We start from the raw sequence: 23,769 nt of genomic DNA on the forward strand, positions 1-23,769 counted from the left end.
CTTTTTCATGATCTCCCGGGCCCGGCAGCTGCTGGCCGCCGCGCTGAGCGGCGCGCTGCTGATGCTGCCTGCCCACACGGGGATCGCCGCCGCGCAGAGCGCGCACGCCACCACCGCCGGCAAGGTGCAGAGCATCGCCCTCGCCAGGACCGCCGCGGACGTCAAGCGGGTCGCCGACTACTGGAAGCCCGAGAAGTTCAAGCACACCGACAGCTACAGCCCGGCCACGCCCGGCACCGCCGCCGCGCCGCGATCGACCTCCGCGGGCGCCGCCGCCGGTCCGGCCACCCGCGCCGCCGCGAACACGGCGAGCAAGGCGAGCACCGCCAAGCTCAGCGCCGGCCGCCTCGCCGCGCCCGCGCTGCCGGCCAAGGGCGCCCAGGTCGGCAGCACGATGGGCAAGGTCTTCTTCCGCTTCGGCGACAAGGAGTACTGGTGCTCGGCCAGCGCGGTCGCGGCCAGGAACCGCAGCGTGGTCGCCACGGCCGGCCACTGCGCCTACGACCCGCGGCAGGCCAAGGCCGCCGACTACTGGATCTTCGTCCCCAACCCGGGACCCAACGGCGAGCAGCCCACGGGCATCTACGTGGCCTCGTCCATCAGCCTGCACGAGGACTGGATCGGCAGGGGCGACTACGACTACGACTACGCCTTCGTCACCGTCCACCGCGGCTTCGCCTGGGTGAACAAGAACGGCCAGTACACCATGCAGGACGTCGGCCGCCTCCAGGACAACGTGGGCGGCCTCGGCCTGGAGATCAACAAGAAGCCGGGCACCTACACGGTCGCGACCTTCGGCTACCCGGCGGGCGCGCAGCCCGACGGCAGCCGCCCGTACGACGGCAAGACGCTGCGGATGTGCCGCGAGGGCCGGACGATCTGGAACGCCGCCCCGCCGCTCGACCTGCAGAAGGGCGTGCAGCTCCAGGCGTGCGACTTCAGCGCGGGCACCAGCGGCGGGCCGTGGGTGATCGACTTCGACCGGACGCGCAAGATCGGCAGTCTCGCCGGCGTCAACAGCCTGACCTGGGACCGCGACGGCGACAAGCGTTACGACGCGGTCTCCTCGCCCTACTTCGACACGGTCGCGGGCACGGTCTACCAGCGCGCGGCGGCGCAACGCACGCCCGCGAAAATCGCCTGACGACACACCTTTCCGACAAATGTGACCTAAGTCATACGCAACCGGTCGGTCACTGCCCGCGATCAGCCGATCCCTGGATCTCGGTAAGGTCACGCTCTCCATTGGAACGTTGAACGCGCCCTCCTCACCCCATCCCCACCGCTGCTCAGCGTTGTAGGTTCCGGGTCGTCCGTTTTTGCTGAATCTGTCAGGTGCACGAGGCGCCTCAAGTCAGCGCAACCTGGAGTTACCGTGACCCGAATCCTTCTGCCCGCCGGCGGCGCGTTCCTCGCCACCGGCCTGCTCGCGGCCGGCCTGTCCGGCGCCGCACAGGCCGACGGGGGCGTCTCCCACGACCCCATGGCCCGCAACAACGCCCAGGCCGTCTCGGTCGCCTCCTTCTGGCTCGCCTCCAACGGCGCCGCCCTGCGCGCCGCCAGGCAGTACACCTGGGACGCCAAGGAGGTGAGGAAGGTCGTCTCCAAGGGCGGCTACACCCCCGACGGCAGCCCCGGCACCACGGCGCCGACCGGCTCGGCGAAGTCCGCCGGCAGCGCCCAGAACATCAACCTGCCCCGTACGGTCGGCAAGGTCTTCTTCGTCGACGGCCACGGCAAGTTCCGCTGGTGCTCGGCCACCTCCATCCAGTCGAACCAGCGCAACCTGGTCGCCACCGCAGGCCACTGCGTCTACGACACCGACGCCAACAGGGCCGTCATGGACAACTGGGTCTTCGTGCCCGGTTACTACCAGGGCAAGGCCCCGTGGGGCATCTACGTCGGCAAGCAGGCCTTCACCCACTACGACTTCGAGGTCTACGAGGACTACGACAAGGACTACGCCTTCGTCACCGTCTACAACGGCATCCTCTTCGACCGCGTGAAGCAGGTGGACCGGCGCGACTACGAGAGCTTCACCGGCCCCAAGCGCCGCTGGGGCGGCCACTACTACCTCCTGCTGTCGAAGGACGCGGGCCGGCTCGGCGACGTCGTCGGCGGCCAGGGCTTCGCCTGGAACCAGGCGAGCGGCAAGTACGTCCGCACCTTCGGCTACCCGGCCGCGCCGCACCCGGACGGCAACAAGCCGTACAGCGGCGTGACGCCCAAGCACTGCTACGGGCGGACGACCGGGAAGGCCGTGGGCGCCTCCTGGCTGAAGATCGAGGAGCACATCGGGCTCAAGTGCGCCGTGACCCCCGGCTACGACGGCGGCCCCTGGCTGCTGAACTACAGCAACGCCAAGCGCGTCGGCTACGTCAACGGCGTCACCAGCACCTTCGCCGACCAGGACGGCAACGACCGCATCGACTACATCACCTCGCCGTACTTCGACGGTGAGACGGCCGCGGTCTACAACGCGGCCAAGAACGTCTGGTCCGGCAAGATCGTCGGCCCGAGGGGCGAGCTCTACAGATAGGCATGACCGAGAGCCCTGCCAGGGGAACGCGAGGGCCTCCGCCGTCAGGGCGGGGGCCCTCGCGCTGTTTCCTGAAGATCACCTGTGAAGATCGGGCGAGATTAGACGGAGTACGCCCAAATCTGGTTCCTGTGATCTATGTCACATCCTCCGGCGAAGTGATCACTAATGGAACTTTCCTCCCGCAAGCCACAAACCGCTTTTACCCTGCAAAAACAGCCCCAACACGGAACGGCCTCTGACAGATAACGACGAGGTAACAGAGGTAACGGGGCCTTCCGAATCGTCCGGACCGGGTTTCACCTGCGGAGATCACCGCGCTATGTTCCTTGCAATCCCTTTACTGACGCATGGGCCGCGTGTTGCGACCCACGACAGACCAAGGAGCAGTTCCCTTGAAGCGCATCCTCATTCCCGCCGGTGGCGCCATCCTGGCTACCGGCCTTCTGGCCGCCGGCCTGGCCGGTTCGGCTCAGGCCGACACGACCACCGCCTCCGACCCGATGGCCACCACCTCGGCCAACGCGAAGGCCATCGCGGACTTCTGGGCGGAGAACAACGGTGCTGCCCTCAAGGCCGCCAAGGAGTCCAACGTCTGGGACAAGTCCGACGTGGCGAAGCTCCAGACCAAGGGCGGCTACAGCTCGGACACCAAGCCGGGCTCGACCGCGCCGATCGGCGAGGAGAAGAAGACCACGGCCAAGGTTCAGAACGTGAACCTGCCGAAGACCATCGGCAAGGTCTTCTTCGTCAACGGCAAGGGCGAGAAGAAGTGGTGCTCGGCCACTTCCATCCAGTCCAAGTACCGCAACCTGGTCGCCACGGCCGGCCACTGTGTGTACGACACCGGCTCGAACGCGGACGTCATGTCCAAGTGGGTCTTCGTCCCGGGTTACTACCAGGGCAAGGCGCCCTGGGGCATCTACGTGGGCAAGACCGCCTACACCCACTACGACTTCGACGTGTACGAGGACTACGACCGCGACTACGCGTTCGTGACCGTGTACAACGGCGTGAGCATCGGCAACGGGACCACCAAGAAGGTCACCAAGGCCGAGTGGGACAAGTTCCAGGGCGTCAAGGACGCCAAGGACGAGGAAATCACCGCTGCCGAGTACCAGAAGTGCAAGGACCTCAACGGCGGCGAGACCCCTGACTGCTGGGCCAAGGCCAACACGACCGAGGACCTGGTCGGTCCGGACTACAAGGGCGCCGTCAAGGTGCTCAAGGAAGTCTCCAAGGAGCAGTTCGACGCCGCCCCCGTCGGCCAGAAGAACGGCGCCAAGGCCAACCGGGCCACGGTCACCGAGCACGTGACCGAGTCGCAGTACAAGAGCTACAACGGTCCCGGCTACCGGAAAATCGACGCCAAGGGCAACTTCACCATCACCCACTACTTCGTCAAGTACTGGGTGAAGAAGACGTCCTCGGTGAAGTACTACCGGACCACGTTCTTCATCGTGGAGGGCCACGTCAAGGACGCCGGTCGCCTCGGCGACAACGTGGGCGGCCAGGGCTTCGCCTGGAACCAGCCGACCGGCAAGTACGTCCGCGTGTTCGGCTACCCGGCCGCTCCTCACCCTGACGGCAACAAGAACTACACCGGCGTCACGCCGAAGTGGTGCTACGGCAAGACCACCAAGAAGCTGGTCGGTTCCGCCGCCAAGAAGATCGAGGAGCACGTGGCGCTCAAGTGCGCCATGACCGAGGGCGCCGACGGCGGCCCCTGGCTGTACAAGTACAGCAACGCCAAGCGTCTCGGCTACGTCAACGGTGTCACCAGCACCTTCAACGACCAGGACGGCAACGGCCGCGTGGACTACATCTCGTCGCCGTACTTCGACGGCGAGACCAACACGGTCTACAAGGCCGCGGCCTCCAACTGGTCCGGCAAGATCGTCTGATGACGCATCGCGTTCGGTTCTGAACCGTTCGTAGCAAAGGGCCCGGCATCCGCCGGGCCCTTTTGCGTTGCCGGCCGGAAAGTGAAGACCTTTTGACGCACGGGGCGCCGATCCGGTGCCATGAATCCAATGTGATCTGCGTCACATTGGCGAGAGCGATCCACTCAAGCTCTCGCGATCACCCCGGAAGCCTCGCTTACGGCTCCCTTATGTTGATCAGGGCAAACGCTACCAAGCCGAGCCTTCTCCCGCTCCTGCGCATCAGCCGCCTAAACATCACAGAACGATCACGCCCGACTTGTCGCCTCTTTTCCTTCCAAAGCGACTACCCGAGCTCAAGATCAACACTGTATGTTCCTGGCTATCCCTTTACTGACGCATGGGACGCAAGAGGCGTTCCACGACAGCGCAAGGAGTTACCTTGAAGCGCATCCTCCTCCCCGCCGGTGGCGCCATTCTGGCCACCGGTCTGCTGGCTGCTGGTCTGGCCGGCACGGCTTCCGCCTCGGGTGTCGTCGACGACGCGCCGCTGACCCCGAACAACAAGGTCGCCGAGACTGTCGACTTCTGGCTCAAGGCGAACGGCGCTGCCCTGCGGGCGGCGTCGGTCTACCGCTATGACTACAAGGAAGTCAACAAGGTCGTCATGAAGGGCGGCTACACCCCGGACACCAAGCCGGGCTCCACCGCCCCGATCGGCGAGGAGAAGAAGGCCACGGTCAAGGTTCAGAACGTGAACCTGCCCAAGACCATCGGCAAGGTCTTCTTCGAGGGCCGTGACGGCAAGCTGTACTGGTGCTCCGCCACCTCGATCCAGTCGACCTACCACAACCTGGTCGCCACCGCTGGTCACTGCGTGTACCAGACCGGTGCGAACGGGCACGTCCTCGACAAGTGGGTCTTCGTCCCGGGTTACTACCAGGGCAAGGCTCCTTGGGGCATCTACGTGGGTAAGCAGGCCTTCACCCACTACGACTTCGCCAACTACGAGGACTACGACCGCGACTACGCGTTCGTCACCGTTTACAACGGCATCACGCTGGGCAACGGCGACAAGAAGGTCGTGTCCAAGGCTGACTGGGACAAGTACGAGGGGATCAAGGACGCCTACGACGTCGAGATCTCCCAGGCCGAGTACCAGAAGACCGTTGACCTCAACGGCAAGGAGACCACGGACGCCTGGGCCAAGCCCAGCTCCTTCGAGGACCTCGTCGGCCCGGACCACCCCGATGCGGTGCGGGCGTTCAAGGAAGTCACCAAGGAGCAGTTCGACGCGGCTCCCTCCGCGCTGAACGTTCAGGGTCACAAGACTCTGGGCTTCCCGCGTGTGGAGAACGTCACCGAGACCGAGTACAAGAACTACACCGGTCCGGGCTACCGCAAGATCGACGCCAAGGGTAACTTCACCATTACCCACTACTCCCTCACGTACTTCGTGAAGCGGACGTCGTCGATCAAGTACTACAAGACGGTGTTCTACGTCTTCTCCGGCTTCAGCAAGGACGTCGGTCGCCTCGGCGACAACGTCGGTGGCCAGGGCTTCGCGTGGAACCAGCCGACTGGTAAGTACGTCCGTACCTTCGGGTACCCGGGTGGCGAGCACCCCGACGGCAACAAGCCCTACACGGGTGTCACGCCGAAGTGGTGCTACGGCAAGACCAACACCAAGCGTACGGTCGTCTCCGCCATCAAGGCTGAGGAGCTCGTGTCGCTGAAGTGCGCCGTCACCCCGGGCTACAACGGCTCCCCGTGGCTGCTCAAGTACAGCAACGCCAAGCGTCTCGGCTACGTCAACGGCGTCACCAGCGCCGTGTTCGGCGACCTGGACAGCAACAACCGGTACGACACGATCTACTCGTCGTACTTCGACGGCGAGACCGCTGCCGTCTACAAGGCCGCTGCGGCCCTGTGGTCCGGCAAGGTCGGCTGACCTTAGTCTGTCCGTCACTGGAGCTGGGGGTCCAAACCTCAGACCAATCGCTTTACCCGAAGGGCTCGGCTTCTGCCGGGCCCTTCGGCCTTTTAGCGAGAAAACCGAGAAAGACCCTTACCAGAGTGACAAATGTGTCGATAGGGTCTTTACGCTGTTTCTTGACAACCGCCGTGGAGCCTCCCGTTGAAGCGCCTGCTCATCCCCCTCGCCGCCGCCGGCCTGACCGCCGCCACCTTCGCCTTTCCCGCCAGCGCCGAGCCCCATTGGGCCACCGACCCGCTCGCGCCGAAGCCCGCTGACGCCTACAGCAGCGCGAACTTCTGGCTCGACGCCAACGGAGCCGCCCTGCGCAAGGCCACCCAGTACTACTGGGACTTCAAGAACGTGCCCAAGCTCGTGGGCACGCAGAGCAAGACCCCCGACGACGGCAAGCCCGGCCTGACCGCACCCACCGGGTCCGTCGCCGCCGCCACCAAGGTGAAGAACGTCAACCTGCCGAAGACCATCGGCAAGGTCTTCTTCATCGACCGCTCCGGCAAGTACCGCTGGTGCTCGGCCACCTCCATCCAGTCGCGCCACCGCAACCTGGTCGTCACCGCCGGCCACTGCGTCTACGAGCGCGGCAAGGACGTCTTCCGCAAGTGGGTCTTCATCCCCGGCTACTACCAGGGCAAGGCTCCGTGGGGCGTCTACGCGGGCGCCTACGCCTTCACCGCCTACGACCTCGACGTCTATGACGACTACGACGGCGACTACGCCTTCGTCGCCGTCCACAACGGCTACTCCCTGGCCGGCTCCAAGCAGGTGAGCAAGGAGGAGTACGACAAGTGGTACGGCGACAAGTGGGCCAACGACGTCGAGATCACCCAGGCCGAGTACACCAAGTGCGTCGACCTGAACGGCGGGGAGTCGGCCGACTGCTGGGCCAAGCTCGCCACCACCAGTGACGTCGTGGGCCCGGACTACCCGACCAAGAAGCGCGCCTTCAAGGAAGTCGCCAAGGAGGAGTACGACAAGGCTCCCACCGGGACGGGCAACGGCGCCAAGGAGCCGGCCAAGACCGTCGTCGACCAGGTGACCAAGTCGGAGTACGAGGCGTACAAGGGCCTGGGCTACCGCAAGATCGACGCGCTCGGCAACTACACCATCACCCACTACTACCTGGGTTACTGGGTGAAGGAGACCACGAAGACCCTGTACTACAAGACGGTCTTCACGGTCGGCATCGCCAAGGATCTCGGCCGGCTCGGTGACGTCGTCGGCGGCCAGGGCTTCGCCTGGAACCAGCCCATGGGCCAGCACGTCACCGTCTTCGGCTACCCGAGCGCCCCGCACCCCGACGGCGACAAGCCCTACACCGGCCTGACGCCGAAGTACTGCATGGGCAAGACCGCCACGAAGATGTACCAGATCAACACCTTCAAGGCGGAGACCCACCAGGTGCTCAAGTGCTCGATGACGCCGGGCGCCGACGGCGGCCCCTGGCTGATCAAGTACAACAACAACAAGCGCACCGGTTACGTCAACGGCGTGACGAGCACCTTCGCCGACCAGGACGGCAACGACCGGATCGACTTCATCAGCTCGGCGTACTTCGACGGCGAGGTCGCCGACGTCTACAAGCAGGCGAGCCTGGCCGAGACGAAGGCCATCGTGAGCCCGAAGGGCGAACTGCTTCAGTAGCGTGAGCCCGAAGGGCGAACTGCTTCAGTAGCGTGAGCCCGAAGGGCGAACTGCTTCAGTAGCGTGAGCCCGAAGGGCGAACTGCTGCAGTAAGCCGGCGAGAGCGGCCTGGAGCGTCCACGTGGACGCTCCAGGCCGTCGCCGTTGTCAGACCACCGCGGCGAGCTGCCGGGTGGCCTCGTGCAGCTCCACCACGGCCCCCTCGTGTTTGTACGGCTCCAGCCGCCGCCGCAGGTCCGCGGCGTAGGACCGGGACCGGGCGGACTGGAGCTCGCCGGCCAGCGACAGTGCCCTGGAGGCGACCACGCAGGACTGCTCCAGCTCCCCGCACTGCAGCAGCCCGGCCGACAGCAGGGAGAGGTTGAACATGCGCCCCCGCACGTAGCGGGAGTCCATGTCGAGCGAGCGCCGCGCGTGGTGGACGGCCCGGTAGCCGTCGCCGAGGTCACGGAAGCAGTGGGCGAACTTGGCGGACAGATAGGCCTCGTCGAAGTAGCCGAGCCATGACGGCTCCTCGGCGGGCTTGCGGATCTCGAAGGAATGCTCGGCCTGGTTGAGCGAGGCGCCGCAGGAGCGGGCGTCGCCCCGCACCGCGTGCGCGTGCGCCTCCAGGACGTGCGCGGAGGCCAGCAGCGTGGAGACGCCCGCCCCGCGCGCCGCGAGCTGGGCCGCCCGCGCGAGGTCGAGCGCGTGGTCCGGCTGGCCCAGGTAGATGGCCTGGTGGGCCATGCCGGCCAGGATCTCACCGCCGAGGGTCTGGTCGCCGGCGCCCCTCGCCAGGCGGAGCGCCTGGATGAGGTAGCGCTGCGCGAGCCCGTGCTGCTCCATGTCGTAGGCCATCCAGCCGGCCAGGCGGGTCAGCTCGGCGGCTGCCGCCGCGAGCTGCCGGCCGGTGGAGTCGCCGTAGGAGCCGTCCTTGAGCAGCGGCGAGACGGCGGTGTCGAGATATTTGATGACGGACGAGCGGACCCGGCCGCTGCCGAATCGATTGTCGAGCTCCCCGAAGGACCGGGTCACCTCGTGAATGGCGGCGATGTCGGCGCGTCCCACGCGCCGCGCCCCGCCGCCGCTCGGACGTCCCTCGGATGGGGACGTCAGCCAGCGGATGGCTCCGACCGAGCCAGCTCCGATTGCGAACGTCGAGTCGACGAGGAACCTCCTTCTCTCCACGTCGGCCCGCCACAGCGCGGTCACAGTAGCGACCCCCTCCTGCCAGGTGTGGGTGAACTCCTGTCCGAGATCGAGGGGTGTGATGACGGCGGGCATGCCCAGGTCTTCCGTGGTGACCGACCTGCCCAGGCGCATCGCGAAGATCTCCGTGAGCAGTCCGGGGACCGGGTCCCTCGGGCGCTGGCCACCGATCCAGCGCAGCACCGAACTATGGTCGTACTTGAGGCCCGGAGTGCCACGGGCGGCACCCAGGTCGTTGAGGCGCCTGGCCAGTCCCTTGTGGGAAAAGCCCGCCTCCGCGATGAGCTGCTGCAGCAGTCGGTTCGGCTCGCGTTCCATCGCTCTCCTCGGCACAGGAGTCGGCGCCCACGGTCATTACAGAGAGCTACAGTTATAGCACCTTGGGTAAAGGATGAGGGCGATTCTCAAAGCCTGCCCCAAGTCTCTGCAACAACTTCCCCCGGCAGCTTTCTGCAGTCTCGCCGCCCTCCCGCTCCACGCGCCGGCGGGCGGGGCCCCGAAGAGCCCCGCCCGCCAGGAAGTCCGCCGATCAGAGACGGGCGACCCCGTCGGCCCGCGCCTGGGCGGCCACCGCGGCGGTGACGGCGGGCGCGACGCGCTCGTCGAAGGGGCTCGGGATGACGTACGTCGCGGTGAGGTCGTCGCCCACGACGGCGGCGAGCGCGTCGGCCGCGGCCACCTTCATGTTCTCGGTGATCGTGGAGGCCCGCACGTCGAGCGCGCCCCGGAACACGCCGGGGAAGGCCAGCACGTTGTTGATCTGGTTGGGGAAGTCGGACCGGCCGGTGGCGACGACCGCGGCGTGCCGGGCGGCGGCCTCGGGGTGGACCTCGGGAGTGGGGTTGGACAGGGCGAAGACGATCGAGCCTTCGGCCATGGAGGCGATGGCCTGCTCGGTGACCGTCGAGCCGGACAGTCCGACGAACACGTCGGCGCCGGCCAGCGCCTCCTCGGTGGAGCCGGTGAGCCTGGCCTTGTTGGTGTCGCGGGCCAGCGACTCCTTGACCGGGTTGAGCCCTTCCCTGCCCTGGTAGATCAGGCCCTTGGAGTCGGAGACGGCGATGTCGCCGATGCCGGCCTCCAGCAGGATCCGGGTCACCGCGACGCCCGAGGCTCCGGCGCCCGCGACGACCGCCCGCAGGTCGCCGAGGGTCCGGCCGGTCAGCCTGGCGGCGTTCTGGAGCGCGGCGAGCACCACGATGGCGGTGCCGTGCTGGTCGTCGTGGAAGACGGGGATGTCGAGCAGGTCGCGCAGGCGGGCCTCGACCTCGAAGCAGCGCGGCGCGCTGATGTCCTCGAGGTTGATGCCGCCGAACGACGGCGCGAGCCGCGCCACGGTCTCGACGAGCGCGTCGACGTCGGTGCAGTCGAGGCAGATGGGCACCGCGTCGACCCCGCCGAACTCCTTGAACAGCAGCGCCTTGCCCTCCATGACGGGCATGGCGGCGGCCGGGCCGATGTCCCCGAGTCCGAGCACGGCGGTGCCGTCGGAGACCACGGCGACGACCCTGGAGGCCCAGGTGTAGTCGTGGACGAGCGACGGCGTCTCGGCGATGGCGGTGCAGACCCGGGCCACGCCGGGCGTGTAGGCGAGCGACAGGTCGTCGGCGTCGCGGACCGGAATGGTGGAGCGGATCTCGATCTTGCCGCCGCGGTGCAGCGCGAAGGCGGGATCGAGATCGAGGTTCTCGACGGATGAGGAACCTGGCGTAGAAGCGGGCGTGACAGCCACAGCGACCCCTGGAGTCATCGGAAGCGGAAGAATCTTCGGCGGATGATCGCGAGTGGGATGGCTTCTGTAGCTGCCAGGGTCCCCTCGGCGTCATCTCGTGATGGGGGTTCGGGGGTCACCCGTCACCCCATAGTGCCACATCGTGAGACGGTGGCTGAGCCGGCATCCCCCCTGGAGCCCATGGATGGGCGGTCTGAGGCCGTTCCGTTGACGCATCGTTAAACCACCGATGACGGAACGGCGCAAAACCGCATCTAAACTGCACAAAACGCAAGTTCTATGGCTTTTGACTTCCTAGGAGGCCGTACATGGCCCTCAGCCCCAAGGGCCGCCGTGGCTACGCCGCCGGCGCGCTCGCCCTGACCGCCGCTCTCGCCCTGTCCGCCTGCGGCAGTGACTCCGGCTCGGGCGGCGCCGACACCAGCGCCGACGCCGGCTCCGGCTCGGCCGCCGCGGTGAAGCTGGTGCAGCCCGGCAAGCTCACGGTCTGCACCAACATCCCCTACGAGCCGTTCCAGTTCAAGGACGCGAGCGGCAACGTCGTCGGCTTCGACGTCGACATCGTCGACCTCGCCGCCAAGAAGCTCGGCGTCACCCAGAACATCGTCGACATCGACTTCGCGGTGATCAAGAGCGGCGCCGCGATGGCCGCCGGCAAGTGCGACGTCGCCGCCGCGGGCATGACCATCACCCCCGAGCGGGCCCAGAACATCACCTTCTCCGACCCGTACTTCGACGCCACGCAGGCCCTGCTGGCCAAGAAGGGCACGGGCGCGAAGTCCCTGGAGGACGTCAAGGCGAAGGGCCTCAAGCTCGGCGCCCAGGCCAGCACCACCGGCCTCGACTACGCCAAGAAGCAGGGCTTCGACCCCACCGAGTACGCCGACTCCCCCAAGGAGCTGCTGGCGCTCCAGGCCGGCCAGGCCGACGTCATCATCCAGGACCTGCCGGTCGTGCTCACCTGGCTGAAGAAGCCGGAGGTCGCCGAGAAGTTCGAGCTGATCGCCAGCCTCGACACCGGCGAGCAGTACGGCATCGGCATGAAGAAGGACGCCGACCCGGTCCTCGTCAAGACCATCAACGAGGAGCTCGCCAAGGCGAAGCAGGACGGCACCTACGAGAAGATCTACGTGAAGTGGTTCGACAAGAAGCCCGGCGAGCTGAGCTGATCCATGGCCGACCTGCCCAAGACGGCTGAGCCTGCCCGCGCCAGGCTCAGCCCGCGGAAGAAGCAGCAGATCAGCCGCGGCGTCCAGTACGCCCTGCTGGTCGTCGCGCTGGTCGCCGTCGTCCTGTACGCCGACTGGGGCAGCCTGGCGCAGAACTTCGCCAAGCCCGACGTGGCCGAGCACGCGCTGCCCGAGCTGTTCACCGTCGCGCTGCGCAACACGATCATCTACGCGGTCGGCGGGTTCGTCTTCGCGTTCGTGCTGGGGCTGCTGCTGGCCCTGATGCGGCTGTCGCAGGTGCGGCCCTACCGGTGGATCGCGGTCGTCTACATCGAGATCTTCCGGGGCCTGCCGGCCCTGCTGATCTTCCTGATGATCACTTTCCTGCCGCTGGCGCTGCCCGGCTTCCAGGTGCCCTTCGGCACGTACGGGCAGGGCATCCTCGGCCTCGGCCTGGTGGGCGCCGCCTACCAGGCGGAGGTCTTCCGCGCGGGCCTGCAGGCCGTGCCCAAGGGCCAGACGGAGGCGGCCAGGTCGCTCGGCATGTCCGCCACCCGGGCCCAGGTCACGGTGATCATCCCGCAGGCCATCAGGATGGTCATCCCGCCGACCACCAACCAGTTCGTGGCGCTGCTCAAGGACTCCTCCCTGGTGCTGTTCCTGGGCGTGTCCGGCGAGTACGTCGAGCTGGCCAAGTTCGGCAACGACCTGGCCTCCCAGTACGCCAACGCCACGCCGATCATGGTGGCGGGCGTGACGTACCTGATCGTCACCATCCCGCTGGGATACCTCGCCTCCCGGCTCGAGGGGCGCAAGGGGAGGAAGCGATGACGCACGCCATCGAGATCGCGGACCTGCACAAGTCCTTCGGCGACAACCAGGTGCTCCAGGGCATCGACCTGACCGTCGAGCCCGGCCAGGTGGTGTGCGTCATCGGCCCGTCGGGGTCGGGCAAGTCCACGCTGCTCCGCTGCGTGAACCTGCTGGAGACGCCCACCAGGGGCAAGGTCTTCGTGGAGGGCGTCGAGGTCACCGACCCCGACGTGGACCTCGATGCGGTGCGCCGCCGCATCGGCATGGTCTTCCAGCAGTTCAACCTGTTCCCGCACATGACCGCGCTGCAGAACGTGATGATCGCCCAGCAGCGGGTGCTGAAGCGGAGCAAGAAGGAAGCCGAGATCGTCGCCAGGGAGAACCTGGAGAAGGTGGGCGTCGGCGACAAGTGCGACACCCATCCAGGGCAGCTGTCGGGCGGGCAGCAGCAGCGGGTCGCGATCGCCCGCGCCCTCGCCATGAACCCCGACCTCATGCTCTTCGACGAGCCCACCTCGGCGCTCGACCCCGAGCTGGTCGGCGACGTGCTCGCCGTCATGCGCAAGCTGGCCGAGGAGGGCATGACCATGCTCGTGGTCACCCACGAGATGGGCTTTGCCCGCGAGGTGGCCGACCGGGTGGTGTTCATGGACGGCGGCGTCGTCGTCGAGGACGGCCCGGCGTCCCAGGTGATCGGCGACCCCGCCCAGGAGCGGACGAAGACGTTCCTGCGGCGCGTGCTGCACCCCGAGGGCTGATCGCGGAGGGCTCCGGCGCGCGCCGGAGCCCTCCGCCCGGCGTGTGTAATACTCCGACATGGACCTGACCTCTTACGCCGCGTGGGCGGTCCGGCTCGTCAACGATCTCGTGCCGCCGCCCGAGCTGATCCGGCTGCGCCAGGAGCTGGCCGAGGTCTTCGACGTGGCCGGCGACGAGGAGGCCGTGGCCGGACGGCTCAACGCCCTGCTCGTCCGCTATCCCGTACGGCCCCAGCTCTCGGCCCATGACGGCGCTCCCTGGCACCTGCACCTGGCCGAGGACCCGGCGGCCACCGCGGTGATGGGCCTCGCCGCGGTCGTGGCGGAGCTGGGCGCGGACCGGCTGGGCCGCTGCCACGAGCCGCGCTGCGGCCGGGCCTTCCTCGACACCTCGTCCAACCGCTCACGCCGCTACTGCTCGGCTCGCTGCGCCAGCCGCGCCAACGTGGCCGCCTACCGGGCCCGCCGCCGCCAGGAGGCGCCCTGACCCGCCCGCCGCCGGCGGCGGACCGGGGGCCAGTAGCGCAGCACGACGCGGCCCACGATGTCGCGGACCGGCCCGAAGTCCCAGCTGTCGCGCCGCCCGCTCGCCCGCTGGTTGTCGCTCTCCAGCCACCATCCGTCGGCTCCGTGCCACTGCGCCCGTTTCACGATGAGCCGTTCGGGGTCGCCGGGCAGCCGGGCGACGACGAGGTCCCCTGGGCGCACGGGGGCGTTCCTGCGGACGAGGAGCCAGTCGCCGGGGGCCAGGCCGGGCCGCATGGAATCGCCCTCGACACGCACTCTCATGGGCTCTACCCCCCACTCCGCGGGCTTCTGGACCCGAGTAAGGTCGGTTGTGGACCAAGCTGATTCAGCATCCAGGAAGGACTTTCCGATGCTCGCACGACTGCTACGACCCAAGCATGTCGCCTCTGCGCACTGCGACCTGCCCTGCGGGGTCTACGACCCCGCCCAGGCCCGCATCGAGGCCGAGTCGGTCAAGGCAATCATGGAGAAGTACGCGGCCAACGAGGACCCGGTGTTCCGCGGTCGCGCGCTGCACATCAAGGAGGAGCGCGCCGAGCTGGTCAAGCACCACCTTTGGGTGCTCTGGACCGACTACTTCAAGCCGCCGCACCTCGAGCAGTACCCCCAGCTCCACCAGCTCTTCTGGGACGCGACCAAGCTCGCCGGCGCCGCGGGCGCCAAGGGCACGGTCGACGTCGCCAAGGCGGAGGAGCTGCTGGGCAAGATCGACGAGATCTCCAAGATCTTCTGGGAGACCAAGGCCGCCTAAACCGGCACAAAGGCTCTGCGCGGTCCACGGCCGCGCAGAGCCTTTTCCGTAGATGGCGAGTCTGATTCGTCCAAGCACCTCTCCGGAGCGGTAAGTTGCAGTTGGCGTCGGATATGCGAGGAGGAACGTGACCGAGGAAACCGAGACCCGCGCGCAGGGCGTGGCCGGCATCCGCGACGTGGTGAGCATCCGGCTCCCCGCCGCGAGCGCCTACCTGTCCGTGCTGCGTACGGCCACCGCTGGGCTGGCGGCGCGGCTCGACTTCACGCTGGACGAGATCGAGGACCTGCGGATCGCGGTCGACGAGGCGTGCGCCATGCTGCTGAGCGAGGCGGTGCCCGGCACCGACCTGACCGCCGAGTTCGAGCTGACCGGGCAGGAGATGCAGGTCAGGGTCGAGGTCGCGACGGTCGGCAGCTCCGCGCCCAAGCGTGACGACTTCGCCTGGATGGTGCTCACCGCACTGGCCGACGACGTCGACGCCGTGACCGACACCGCCGACCACATGGCCATCGTCCTCCGTAAGCGCCGAGGGGCGGCCCAGAGCACGGCGGGGCCGGCGTGACGGAAAGGACTGGAGCCATGGCCACCAGCGAACACGCCGTGCCCGACAGGGTGCGCGCCCGCCAGCTCTTCGCCGAGCTGGCCGAGCTGGGCCCCGAGGAGCCGCGCCGTCAGCGCATCAGGGACGAGCTGGTCGAGCTTCACCTTCCCCTGGTCGAATACCTGGCTCGCCGTTTCCGCAACAGGGGCGAGTGGCTGGACGACCTGACCCAGGTCGCCACCATCGGTCTGATCAAGTCCATCGACCGTTTCGATCTCAACCGCGGCGTGGAGTTCTCCACCTACGCCACGCCCACCATCGTCGGCGAGATCAAGCGGCACTTCCGCGACAAGGGCTGGGCGGTCCGCGTGCCGCGCCGCCTGCAGGAGCTGAAGCTCTCGCTGACGAAGGCCATAAGCGATCTGTCGCAGCGCGAGGGCCGCGCCCCGACGGTCGCCGAGCTGGCCTCCTACCTCAAGATGACCGAGGAGGAGGTGCTGGAGGGGCTGGAGTCGGCCAACGCCTACTCCACGGTGTCCCTCGACGCGCCCGACTCCGGTGACGACGACGCCCCCGCGGTGTCCGACTCGCTCGGCATCGTGGACGAGTCGCTGGAGGGCGTCGAATACCGCGAGTCGCTCAAGCCGCTGCTGGAGCGTCTGCCGCCGCGCGAGAAGCGCATCCTGCTGCTGCGGTTCTTCGGCAACATGACGCAGTCGCAGATCGCCACCGAGCTCGGCATCTCGCAGATGCACGTCTCCCGCCTGCTCGCCCGCACCCTCGCCCAGCTGCGCGAGGGCCTGACGGCCGAGGACTGACAGGTCAGGGCTGCCCGGGAGCGCCGGTGAGACGGCGAGCGCCGGTGAAACGGCCGGGCAGCTAGGCCGCGGGCTGCTCGTCGCCGTAGAGCGCCTGCGTGGTGGGCGGCGCCAGCAACGCGACCAGCCCGGTCAGCACCGCCACGAGCAGGGGGACGCCGAGCTGCGGCAGGCCCGAATCGAAGAGCGTGTAGATCACCGGCAGCAGGAAGATCTGGGCCACCACCCCCGGCGACCGGCCCCACCGCTCCATCCTGAACAGCCCGCCCCAGGCCACCCAGAGCAGCCCGGCGCCGACCAGGATCCCGAAGGCCGCCTCGGCGATCGCGGTCGTCAGGTTGCCGGGCTTGCCGACCACGGTCTCGACGGCGACGAAGACGCCCAGGCCGAGGGCGAGCAGCCCTTCCAGGCTGACGACGACGGCGGCGATCACGAGGGTGAGCGGACGACGGTTCACGCCCCGTACCCTACCTCCCCGAGGTCACTGAAGGAGGCCGCCGAACAGCGGCTACGCTGGCGGCATGCGCGCGATGCTGCTGGTGAACCCCAAGGCCACGACCACGAACGCCCGGACCAGGGACGTCCTGATCCGCGCGCTCGGCGCGGCCGTGGAGCTCGCCGTCGAGGAGACCCGCTACCGGGGGCACGCCGCCCGGCTGGCGGCGACCGCGCGCGCCAAGGACTACGACGTGGTGGCCGTGCTCGGCGGCGACGGCACCATCAACGAGACCGTCAACGGCCTGCTCAACCCGGTCGACGGTGACGCCCAGGCGGCGCCGCGTGACGTGGCCGGCGACCCCAGCACCGGCCGCCCGGCGCTCATCGTCATCCCCGGCGGCAGCGCGAACGTCTTCGCCCGCGCGCTCGGCCTGCCCAACGACCCGGTCGAGGCCACGGGCGCGGTGCTGGAGGCGCTGCGCGAGGGCCGCCGGCGGACGGTGGGCCTGGGCCAGGCCCTGTGGGAGGGCCAGAGCCGCTATTTCACGTTCTGCGCGGGGATGGGCTATGACGCCGAGGTCGTACGGGCCGTGGAGGGCCTGAGAGGCACCGGCAGGAAGGCTACCCCCGCCCGGTATGTGAACACCGCGCTACGGCACTATCTGGCCACGGACAAGCGGCATCCCGCGATGACGGTGACCGGCCCCGGCATCCCGGCCGCCGAGGGCGTCTTCATGGCGATCATCTCCAACACCTCGCCGTGGACGTACGTCGGCACGAGGCCCGTCCGCCCCACCCCGTGGGCGAGCTTCGAGACCGGCCTCGACCTGCTCGGGCTGCGCCGGATGGGCCTGGTCTCGCTCGCCCCGCTGATCCAGCACATCCTCACGGAAAGTGACACCCTCCCGTCCGGGAAGCACCTCGTCCAGCTGCACGACGAGGCCGAGTTCACCCTCACCGCCCGCCGTCCCGTGGCCTTTCAGCTGGACGGCGACTACCTGGGCGAACGCGAGTCGGTGACGTTCCGGTCTACCCCGAACGCATTACAAGTGTTGGTCTAGCTCGTTACATTCGGTCATTGTGTGACGCATCCGACATCCATAACGGCCAAAACTTCGCGCAAACCCTCTTGCGTGCACTCTGCGTGGCTGACAGGCTCAGACTGACATCGGAACGTAGGACCTTTAACAACCCCTAGGTCCTTCGACCGTCAGCGGACGACCCCAGCCCCCGACAGGACCCGGGCCCTCGTCCGCTGAAGTTAGTGAAACTCTTCACAAAGTAGTAGCCGCACGGAGCCGACCAAAGGCTTCATCTACTAAGGAGTGGACGCATGGACTGGCGCCACCGAGCTGCCTGCCGTGACGTGGACCCCGAGCTGTTCTTCCCGATCGGCAACACCGGCCCCGCCCTCATGCAGATCGAGGAGGCCAAGCAGGTCTGTCGTTCCTGCCCGGCCGTCGACGCCTGCCTGAAGTGGGCCATCGAGTCCGGCCAGGACGCCGGCGTGTGGGGCGGCCTCAGCGAGGACGAGCGCCGCGCCGTCAAGCGCCGCGCCGCCCGAGCCCGCGCCCGCGCGACCGCCTGACCCCCACCTCGCGAACGGCCTCAACCGGCCGCTGGACGCGGAATCGAGAGCACGACCTCGGTGCCGCCCCCAGGGCGTGGCTGTACGGACAACTTTCCCGACAGCTCCCCCTCAACCAGCGTACGGACGATCTGCAGCCCCAGACTGGTGCTGCTGTCGAGGTCGAAGCCCTCGGGCAACCCCCGCCCGTCGTCCCACACGGTGACGTTGAGCCGGTCGAGCGCCGGCTCCACCACCACCTCCAGCCGCCTGGGGCGTCCATGTTGCAACGCGTTCTGCAGCAACTCGGTCAGCGCCATGGCCAGCGGCGTGGCGATGAGCGACGGCAGCACCCCGAACGCCCCGACCTTGCGCGGCGTCACCGCCGCCTCGGGCGCCGACACCTCCCCGGCCATCGCGATGACGCGGTCGGCGATCTCGTCGAAGTCGACGAACTCCTCGGGCGCGTGCGACAACGTCTCGTGCACGATCGCGATGGACCCGACCCGGCGCACGGCCTCCTCCAGGGCCTCCCGGCCCTCGGGCACCTGCAGCCGCCGGGCCTGCAGCCGGAGCAGCGCCGCCACCGTCTGCAGGTTGTTCTTCACCCGATGGTGGATCTCGCGGATCGTGGCGTCCTTGGTCATCAGCTCGCGCTCGCGCCGCCGCAGCTCGGTGACGTCCCTGATGAGCACGAGCGCGCCGATGCGGCCGCCGCCCACGATCAGCGGGATCGCCCTGAGCTGCACCGTCGTGCCGCCGGACTCGACCTCGGTCTCCTTGGCCGCCCGGCCGCTCGCCACGATCATCAGGTCTTCGTTGATCGGCTCGTCGGAGTAGCACAGCGTCGCGGTGACCGGGCCCAGCTCGGCGCCGACCAGGTCGGCGTGCAGGCCGAGCCGGCGGTAGGCGGACAGGGCGTTCGGCGAGGCGTACGTGACGCGCCCCGCCCGGTCGAGCCTGAGCAGGCCGTCGCCGACCCGCGGCGACCGGACCAGGATCGGTTCCTCCCCCGAGAACGGGAAACGCCCCTCGGCCACCATCTGCGCCAGGTCGGAGGCGCTCTGCAGGTAGGTCAGCTCCAGCCGGGAGGGCGTGCGGGCCGAGGACAGGTTGGTGGAGCGCTGGATCACCGCCAGGAAGCGGCCCTCGCCGCCCTCGACCGCGCGCCGGACCGGGATCGTCTCCTCCCTGACCGGCACGCCCGTGGACCAGTCGGGGTCGCCCTCGCGGCAGATGCGGCGCTCGTTCCAGGCGGTGTCGATGAGCTGCCGCTCGCCCTTGGCGGCCACGCTGCCGACGACGTCGTCGTGGTAGACCGTGGGGCCGGTCGTCGGGCGCATCTGGGCGATCGCGATCCAGCCGCTCTCCCCCACCAGTGGCGCCCACAGGACGAGGTCGGCGAAGGACAGGTCGGCCAGCAGCTGCCAGTCGGAGACCAGCGAGTGCAGCCAGTCGAGATCCGCCTCGTCAAGAGCGGTATGGCGGGCGACGAGGTCGCTGAGAGTCGGCACGAGTGCATCATGCGTGCTTTCCCCCTCAACGACCAAACCGGCCGCCGTTCATACACCGGACTCCTTTGGGCAATCTCATATTGTGAGAACAGTCACACTGATCGATTCGCCCGGAACGCCCGGCAGCGCGGGCCGGAGGTGGTTCCCACGGGCCCGCGGCACCGCAGCCCCACAGGTCAGAAGCGCGGCGGGCCCGCCATCGGCCCCGGTGGAGCGGCCTCGGTTGCGATGAGCATCGCTGCTGTGGATATCCTTCACCATCAGCCTGAGCAGCCCGGATTCGCGCGTGCCCGGCACCGTACGCGCTCGGTGCCGACCGGCCGCCGCCGCCCGCGGTTGACCTCCTTGGCCAATGTGGGTTCCGATGATCTCGCGGTGATCAGACACGCCTCACCGCCGTGGCAGAAGTGAAGGTGAGCGCGTGACAGACGACAGCCCCCGCGTTCCGAAGTACTACGACGTCAAACGGGCCGTGCTGGAGCTGACCAAGAGTCTGCCGCCCGGCACCGCGCTGCCGCCCGAGCGCACCCTCGCCGTGCGCTTCGAGACCTCCCGCACCACCGTCCGGCAGGCGCTGACCGAGCTGGTGGTCGAAGGGCGGCTGCTGCGCATCCAGGGCAAGGGCACGTTCGTGGCGCAGCCGAAGGTGGCGCAGGTGCTGCAGCTCACCTCGTACATCGGCGACCTGCGCACCGCCGGGCTGGAGCCCGACACCAAGATCCTGGAGATGGGCTACGTCACCGCCGACGAGGCCCTCGCCCGCCGCCTGGCCATCAATCCGGGCGGGCGCGTGCTGCGCATCCACCGCCTGCGCCTGGCCAACGGCGAGCCGGTCTCCATCGACACCACCCACCTGTCCGCCCGCCGCTTCCCCCGGCTGCGGCGCGAGCTGGAGGTCCACTCCTCGCTGTACGAGACCCTCCACAACGCCTACAACGTCCGGCTGACGGACGCCGAGGAGATCATCGAGACCGTCCTCGCCACCCCGTACGACGCCAAGGCGCTCGGCGTGGACGTCGGCCTGCCGATGCTCCTGCTCACCCGGCACGCTTTCGACGCCGACGGCAACCCGGTCGAGTGGGCCCAGTCGCTCTACCGCGGCGACCGCTACAAGTTCGTCACCCGCCTGCGCCGCCCCTGACGCCGAGACAGTCCCGTTGCGCATGGCGGCCGGTACGGCTGACCGCCACCGCCCGCCTGTGGGACAGTGGGTGAAACCTGCCCGTGCCCGCGCCGTCCGACAGCGCCGTGTGACAGTGGGGAGCGGCCACATGTCGCCGACACCTCCGGGGAAGGGCCCGCTGGACCCCCGCCTGTCCGGCATCGACCCCGCGCTCATGGACGCCTTCATCGCCGCCATGACGCGCGCCCACGCCCAGCTCGGCGGCCAGGCCCAGGCCATCAGGGAAGCGCTGGCCCGCGTGGGCGTCGGTGCGGCCGCCCTCGCCCCGATCAAGGAGATCGAGGACTGGGCGGGCGACCAGCTGCCGCGGCTGCGCGTACGCAACGAGCTGATCCGCAGGCGGATGCCCGAGTGGCTGCCCGGCTGGGCAGGCCCCGGGCTGACCCGCTACGACGAGGCGGAGGTGCCGTTCGCCTCGCCCGAGGAGGCCCGCCGCGCGGGCGCCGACCTCGCCCGGCGCTACCGCGCCTTCACCGAGGCCACCACAGGCAAGGTCGTCACCGACGAGGTCAAACGGCAACGGCGCGACCTGCTCGCCGAACTGCTCGCCCACCGCGACGACGCCGACCACGCCGCCGCCTTCTTCGGCGGCCTCGGCACCGCCGCCACCCAGGCGCTGCCCGCCGAGATCGACGACTTCTTCGCCCGCGGCGACCATCTGCCCGTCAGCGACCGGGCCGCCTCGCGCGAGCAGGCGCTCGCCGAGCTCAGCACGATGTTCGGCACGGCCGCGAGCGCCGCCTCCCGCGTGCCCGGCATGGCCAAGGTCATGGCCGACCTCCAGCGCGGCGGCGAAGGCGTCGATCAGGTCGCGCTGTCGTGGCTGGTGTACGCCGGCCGCTTCCCGGCCGCCTGGCTCGCCGCCGTCGGCCGGGCGAACGTCGTCATGCCCATGCTGAGCGGCACGCTCAAGCCCGAGACCGTCGCCTCCGGCGCCACGAGACGCTTCCTCGACGCGCTGGCCGCCGATCCCGCCGCGGCCCGGCTGGCGATCGGCTCGGTGTCACGCGACTGGCCCGACGGCGCCGCACGCCCGCCCTTCCCCTCGCCGCTCATCCTGCCGAAGCCCACGATGGCGGCCGTGCTGTCCGGGATGGACCGGTTCCTGGCCCGCGTGGAGCTGCGCGGCGACCCCGGGGAGTTCCGGCGCACCCGCGAGAGCTTCGCGGGGCTGCTGGCCGCCGGCTCCGGCGTACGCGACGAGCGCGACGGCGAGCACAGCCAGGACGCCTCCAGGTTCGCCTTCGCGGTGATCACCGCCGCGCCCCGCTTCTCGCTCACCGACTCCATGCGCGGCCGGCTCGGCGAGATCGGCGGCTCGTACGCCACCGAGATCACCGCCGCCGCCCGCTCCCTCGACCCCGACGCCGCCCGGCCCAGCAAGTTCGGCGCCTACGACGACGAGCTCTTCGGCACCGAGCCCGCCTTCCGCCTGTCGCTCACCGACGCCTACCGCTTCGTCCAGACCTTCGCCGACACCGACGCGCACATGGAGCCCTTCGACCGCGGCATGGCCGCCCTCACCCAGCGGCTGTTCGCCGAGGGCGTGCGCGCCGACCGCGCCCAGCTCGCCGACCCGCCGCCGGGCGGCCTCCAGCCCGAGACGGCGGTCGAACGGCTCTTCTCCCGGCTCGGCATGGTCTCCGGCCTGCAGTTCGCCGCCATGAAGGCGGTACGCGGCACCGCCGACCTGCACGACCGGGCCGGCTACGACGCCTTCGGCAAGACCCTCGACAAGGGCATGGACGGCGCCATGCTCTTCCTGCCCGCGGCGGGAGGCATGCCGGCCGCCGTGGGGTGGATGGTGCTGAGCTGGGCCGTCAAGGACGGCCTGGGGGCCGCCCTGGAGCCGGACGCGCGGCTGCCGGCCGTCAACGAGCGGGAGCTGGCCCGGTCGCGGGCCGTCCTCTACGACCTCGCCTCGGGGCTCGTCGCCCGGGGCTACACCGCCAAGGGGGCGCCGGTGTCGTACCGGCCGCCCACGGACCCGCTCATCGTGGACGCCGCCGGCCACCTCCGCCCGGCCGCCGAGATCCACCGCGACCCGAAGAAGACCGAGGCGTTCCTGAGGTGGCTGAAGGCGAACGGAGCGGTCGTCGACGACGCCGACCGGCGCTCCCTCGGCAAGCTGGTCGAGTCTTCGCTGCTGAAGTTCTCCGGGGCGCAGGACCAGACACAGAAGATCCTGGCCGGCCAGGACCCCGCGCTGAAGAAGATCCTCACGGGAGACGACTGACGATGGGACTATCCGTCGCCGGCGGGGACGCAGTCGGTCTCGCCGGCCACCGTGAGCCGGTGCTCGGCGGGCAGGTCGAGCACGACCGTGGTGCGGGACGAGTCGCGTTTGAAGACCGTCCGGTGCGAGGCCGTGGCGGCGGCCATGTCCACGCGGTAGCCCAGCATGCCGGTCAGCCTGCCCGTCATCTCAAGGAGCGTCCCGTCGCCGCCCTCGACGTCCGCGCTGACACCGTAGGTGCGTTTGGTGCCCCCGGCGCACGGCACGTCCCTGCCGCCCGGGTCGGTGACCTCGATCTGCTTGAGGCCCGCGTCGCCCATCAGTTGCGTGATGTGCGCTTTGAGCGTCTCGCCGGCCTGTGCGGCCGTCGGCCCCTCGGGCGGGCCGGCGCACGAGGCGAGGAGGGCGACGGCCGCCATGGCGAGCGCGCCGAGGCGTACGGGTGTCATGGCTCCCATAGTGCAACCA

22 protein-coding genes are annotated in these 23,769 nt (G+C 69.0%); 16 read left to right on the forward strand and 6 right to left on the reverse strand.

Going from position 1 to position 23,769, the window contains the following annotated elements; translation table 11 throughout:
• Window positions 1-7: 7 nt before the first annotated feature.
• From Nocox_RS35960 to Nocox_RS35980, 5 genes are all read left to right on the forward strand, one after another.
• Window positions 8-1,144, forward strand: a complete 1,137-nt coding sequence (locus tag Nocox_RS35960; RefSeq protein ID WP_020544145.1) for a trypsin-like serine peptidase — start codon at window positions 8-10, stop codon at window positions 1,142-1,144.
• A gap of 231 nt (window positions 1,145-1,375) precedes the next feature.
• On the forward strand, window positions 1,376-2,539 hold the full coding sequence (locus Nocox_RS35965) for a trypsin-like serine peptidase (RefSeq protein ID WP_020544146.1): 1,164 nt from the start codon (window positions 1,376-1,378) through the stop codon (window positions 2,537-2,539).
• A gap of 395 nt (window positions 2,540-2,934) precedes the next feature.
• Complete coding sequence (locus Nocox_RS35970; protein WP_020544147.1) at window positions 2,935-4,443, forward strand: trypsin-like serine peptidase; 1,509 nt, start codon at window positions 2,935-2,937, stop codon at window positions 4,441-4,443.
• Between the two features lie 421 nt (window positions 4,444-4,864).
• Window positions 4,865-6,373, forward strand: coding sequence for a trypsin-like serine peptidase (locus Nocox_RS35975; RefSeq protein ID WP_020544148.1), 1,509 nt, complete (start codon window positions 4,865-4,867; stop codon window positions 6,371-6,373).
• 186 nt (window positions 6,374-6,559) lie between these two features.
• The gene (locus tag Nocox_RS35980) at window positions 6,560-8,059 is read left to right on the forward strand and encodes a trypsin-like serine peptidase (RefSeq protein ID WP_020544149.1); all 1,500 of its coding nucleotides are present in this window, start codon (window positions 6,560-6,562) and stop codon (window positions 8,057-8,059) included.
• Window positions 8,060-8,206: 147 nt separating this feature from the next.
• On the opposite strand, the gene Nocox_RS35985 is transcribed toward Nocox_RS35980, so the two are convergent.
• Window positions 8,207-9,568 carry an NsdA family TPR-like regulatory protein gene (locus tag Nocox_RS35985; protein ID WP_020544150.1) on the reverse strand — a complete coding sequence of 454 codons (1,362 nt, stop codon included), beginning with the start codon at window positions 9,566-9,568 and terminating at the stop codon, window positions 8,207-8,209.
• A 211-nt stretch (window positions 9,569-9,779) separates the two neighbouring features.
• A complete protein-coding gene (locus tag Nocox_RS35990) occupies window positions 9,780-10,982 on the reverse strand; it encodes an NAD(P)-dependent malic enzyme (RefSeq protein WP_020544151.1) in 1,203 nt (400 codons plus the stop codon).
• Window positions 10,983-11,290: 308 nt separating this feature from the next.
• On the opposite strand from Nocox_RS35990, the gene Nocox_RS35995 reads away from it, so the two are divergent.
• The 4 genes from Nocox_RS35995 to Nocox_RS36010 are packed head-to-tail and all read left to right on the forward strand — an operon-like array spanning window position 11,291 to window position 14,209.
• Window positions 11,291-12,151, forward strand: a complete 861-nt coding sequence (locus Nocox_RS35995) for an ABC transporter substrate-binding protein (protein WP_020544152.1) — start codon at window positions 11,291-11,293, stop codon at window positions 12,149-12,151.
• A gap of 3 nt (window positions 12,152-12,154) precedes the next feature.
• Window positions 12,155-12,982, forward strand: a complete 828-nt coding sequence (locus tag Nocox_RS36000; protein WP_020544153.1) for an amino acid ABC transporter permease — start codon at window positions 12,155-12,157, stop codon at window positions 12,980-12,982.
• On the forward strand, window positions 12,979-13,722 hold the full coding sequence (locus tag Nocox_RS36005) for an amino acid ABC transporter ATP-binding protein (RefSeq protein ID WP_020544154.1): 744 nt from the start codon (window positions 12,979-12,981) through the stop codon (window positions 13,720-13,722). Before Nocox_RS36000 ends, Nocox_RS36005 begins: the two co-directional genes overlap by 4 nt.
• A 58-nt stretch (window positions 13,723-13,780) precedes the next feature.
• Window positions 13,781-14,209, forward strand: a complete 429-nt coding sequence (locus tag Nocox_RS36010) for a CGNR zinc finger domain-containing protein (protein ID WP_020544155.1) — start codon at window positions 13,781-13,783, stop codon at window positions 14,207-14,209.
• On the opposite strand, the gene Nocox_RS36015 is transcribed toward Nocox_RS36010, so the two are convergent.
• Window positions 14,176-14,511, reverse strand: a complete 336-nt coding sequence (locus Nocox_RS36015; protein ID WP_033409442.1) for a S24 family peptidase — start codon at window positions 14,509-14,511, stop codon at window positions 14,176-14,178. The two genes, Nocox_RS36010 and Nocox_RS36015, sit on opposite strands and share 34 nt — an antisense overlap.
• 88 nt (window positions 14,512-14,599) lie before the next feature.
• Between Nocox_RS36015 and sodN the strand changes: the two genes are divergently transcribed.
• The 3 genes from sodN to Nocox_RS36030 all read left to right on the forward strand — a co-directional run bounded on the left by sodN (window position 14,600) and on the right by Nocox_RS36030 (window position 16,363).
• On the forward strand, window positions 14,600-15,001 hold the full coding sequence (gene sodN, locus Nocox_RS36020) for a superoxide dismutase, Ni (RefSeq protein ID WP_020544157.1): 402 nt from the start codon (window positions 14,600-14,602) through the stop codon (window positions 14,999-15,001).
• Window positions 15,002-15,128: 127 nt separating this feature from the next.
• Window positions 15,129-15,566: an ATP-binding protein gene (locus Nocox_RS36025; protein WP_020544158.1), complete on the forward strand. Its 438-nt coding sequence runs from the start codon at window positions 15,129-15,131 to the stop codon at window positions 15,564-15,566.
• 17 nt (window positions 15,567-15,583) lie between these two features.
• Window positions 15,584-16,363, forward strand: coding sequence for an RNA polymerase sigma factor SigF (locus tag Nocox_RS36030; protein ID WP_020544159.1), 780 nt, complete (start codon window positions 15,584-15,586; stop codon window positions 16,361-16,363).
• Window positions 16,364-16,424: 61 nt separating this feature from the next.
• Here Nocox_RS36030 and Nocox_RS36035 read toward each other — a convergent pair whose 3' ends face one another.
• Entirely contained in the window at window positions 16,425-16,820 is a 396-nt protein-coding gene (locus Nocox_RS36035; RefSeq protein ID WP_020544160.1) for a hypothetical protein, read from the reverse strand.
• 64 nt (window positions 16,821-16,884) lie between these two features.
• Between Nocox_RS36035 and Nocox_RS36040 the strand changes: the two genes are divergently transcribed.
• Both Nocox_RS36040 and Nocox_RS36045 read left to right on the forward strand, forming a co-directional pair.
• Complete coding sequence (locus Nocox_RS36040; protein WP_020544161.1) at window positions 16,885-17,862, forward strand: diacylglycerol/lipid kinase family protein; 978 nt, start codon at window positions 16,885-16,887, stop codon at window positions 17,860-17,862.
• A 272-nt stretch (window positions 17,863-18,134) separates the two neighbouring features.
• Window positions 18,135-18,389 carry a WhiB family transcriptional regulator gene (locus tag Nocox_RS36045; protein ID WP_026214529.1) on the forward strand — a complete coding sequence of 85 codons (255 nt, stop codon included), beginning with the start codon at window positions 18,135-18,137 and terminating at the stop codon, window positions 18,387-18,389.
• Window positions 18,390-18,409: 20 nt separating this feature from the next.
• On the opposite strand, the gene Nocox_RS36050 is transcribed toward Nocox_RS36045, so the two are convergent.
• A complete protein-coding gene (locus Nocox_RS36050; protein ID WP_020544163.1) occupies window positions 18,410-19,882 on the reverse strand; it encodes a PAS domain-containing sensor histidine kinase in 1,473 nt (490 codons plus the stop codon).
• Window positions 19,883-20,303: 421 nt separating this feature from the next.
• Between Nocox_RS36050 and Nocox_RS36055 the strand changes: the two genes are divergently transcribed.
• Both Nocox_RS36055 and Nocox_RS36060 read left to right on the forward strand, forming a co-directional pair.
• On the forward strand, window positions 20,304-21,023 hold the full coding sequence (locus tag Nocox_RS36055; protein WP_020544164.1) for a GntR family transcriptional regulator: 720 nt from the start codon (window positions 20,304-20,306) through the stop codon (window positions 21,021-21,023).
• 130 nt (window positions 21,024-21,153) lie between these two features.
• Window positions 21,154-23,301 (forward strand): hypothetical protein, encoded by a 2,148-nt coding sequence (locus Nocox_RS36060; protein ID WP_020544165.1) that lies wholly within the window; start codon window positions 21,154-21,156, stop codon window positions 23,299-23,301.
• Between the two features lie 8 nt (window positions 23,302-23,309).
• Here the strand turns inward: Nocox_RS36060 and Nocox_RS36065 are convergent, their stop codons facing one another.
• Window positions 23,310-23,750, reverse strand: a complete 441-nt coding sequence (locus Nocox_RS36065; RefSeq protein WP_157383141.1) for a hypothetical protein — start codon at window positions 23,748-23,750, stop codon at window positions 23,310-23,312.
• Window positions 23,751-23,769: the final 19 nt, after the last annotated feature.

It is taken from the genome of Nonomuraea coxensis DSM 45129 (assembly GCF_019397265.1).
GTDB lineage: Bacteria > Actinomycetota > Actinomycetes > Streptosporangiales > Streptosporangiaceae > Nonomuraea > Nonomuraea coxensis.

Coding starts and splice junctions, on each gene's coding strand:
- Nocox_RS35960 (WP_020544145.1), top strand. CDS start 8: ATGATCTCCCGGGCCCGGCAGCTGCTGGCCGCCGCGCTGAGCGGCGCG.
- Nocox_RS35985 (WP_020544150.1), bottom strand. CDS start 9,568: ATGGAACGCGAGCCGAACCGACTGCTGCAGCAGCTCATCGCGGAGGCG.
- Nocox_RS35995 (WP_020544152.1), top strand. CDS start 11,291: ATGGCCCTCAGCCCCAAGGGCCGCCGTGGCTACGCCGCCGGCGCGCTC.
- Nocox_RS36000 (WP_020544153.1), top strand. CDS start 12,155: ATGGCCGACCTGCCCAAGACGGCTGAGCCTGCCCGCGCCAGGCTCAGC.
- Nocox_RS36005 (WP_020544154.1), top strand. CDS start 12,979: ATGACGCACGCCATCGAGATCGCGGACCTGCACAAGTCCTTCGGCGAC.
- Nocox_RS36010 (WP_020544155.1), top strand. CDS start 13,781: ATGGACCTGACCTCTTACGCCGCGTGGGCGGTCCGGCTCGTCAACGAT.
- Nocox_RS36015 (WP_033409442.1), bottom strand. CDS start 14,511: ATGAGAGTGCGTGTCGAGGGCGATTCCATGCGGCCCGGCCTGGCCCCC.
- sodN (WP_020544157.1), top strand. CDS start 14,600: ATGCTCGCACGACTGCTACGACCCAAGCATGTCGCCTCTGCGCACTGC.
- Nocox_RS36030 (WP_020544159.1), top strand. CDS start 15,584: ATGGCCACCAGCGAACACGCCGTGCCCGACAGGGTGCGCGCCCGCCAG.
- Nocox_RS36040 (WP_020544161.1), top strand. CDS start 16,885: ATGCGCGCGATGCTGCTGGTGAACCCCAAGGCCACGACCACGAACGCC.
- Nocox_RS36045 (WP_026214529.1), top strand. CDS start 18,135: ATGGACTGGCGCCACCGAGCTGCCTGCCGTGACGTGGACCCCGAGCTG.
- Nocox_RS36060 (WP_020544165.1), top strand. CDS start 21,154: ATGTCGCCGACACCTCCGGGGAAGGGCCCGCTGGACCCCCGCCTGTCC.
- Nocox_RS36065 (WP_157383141.1), bottom strand. CDS start 23,750: ATGACACCCGTACGCCTCGGCGCGCTCGCCATGGCGGCCGTCGCCCTC.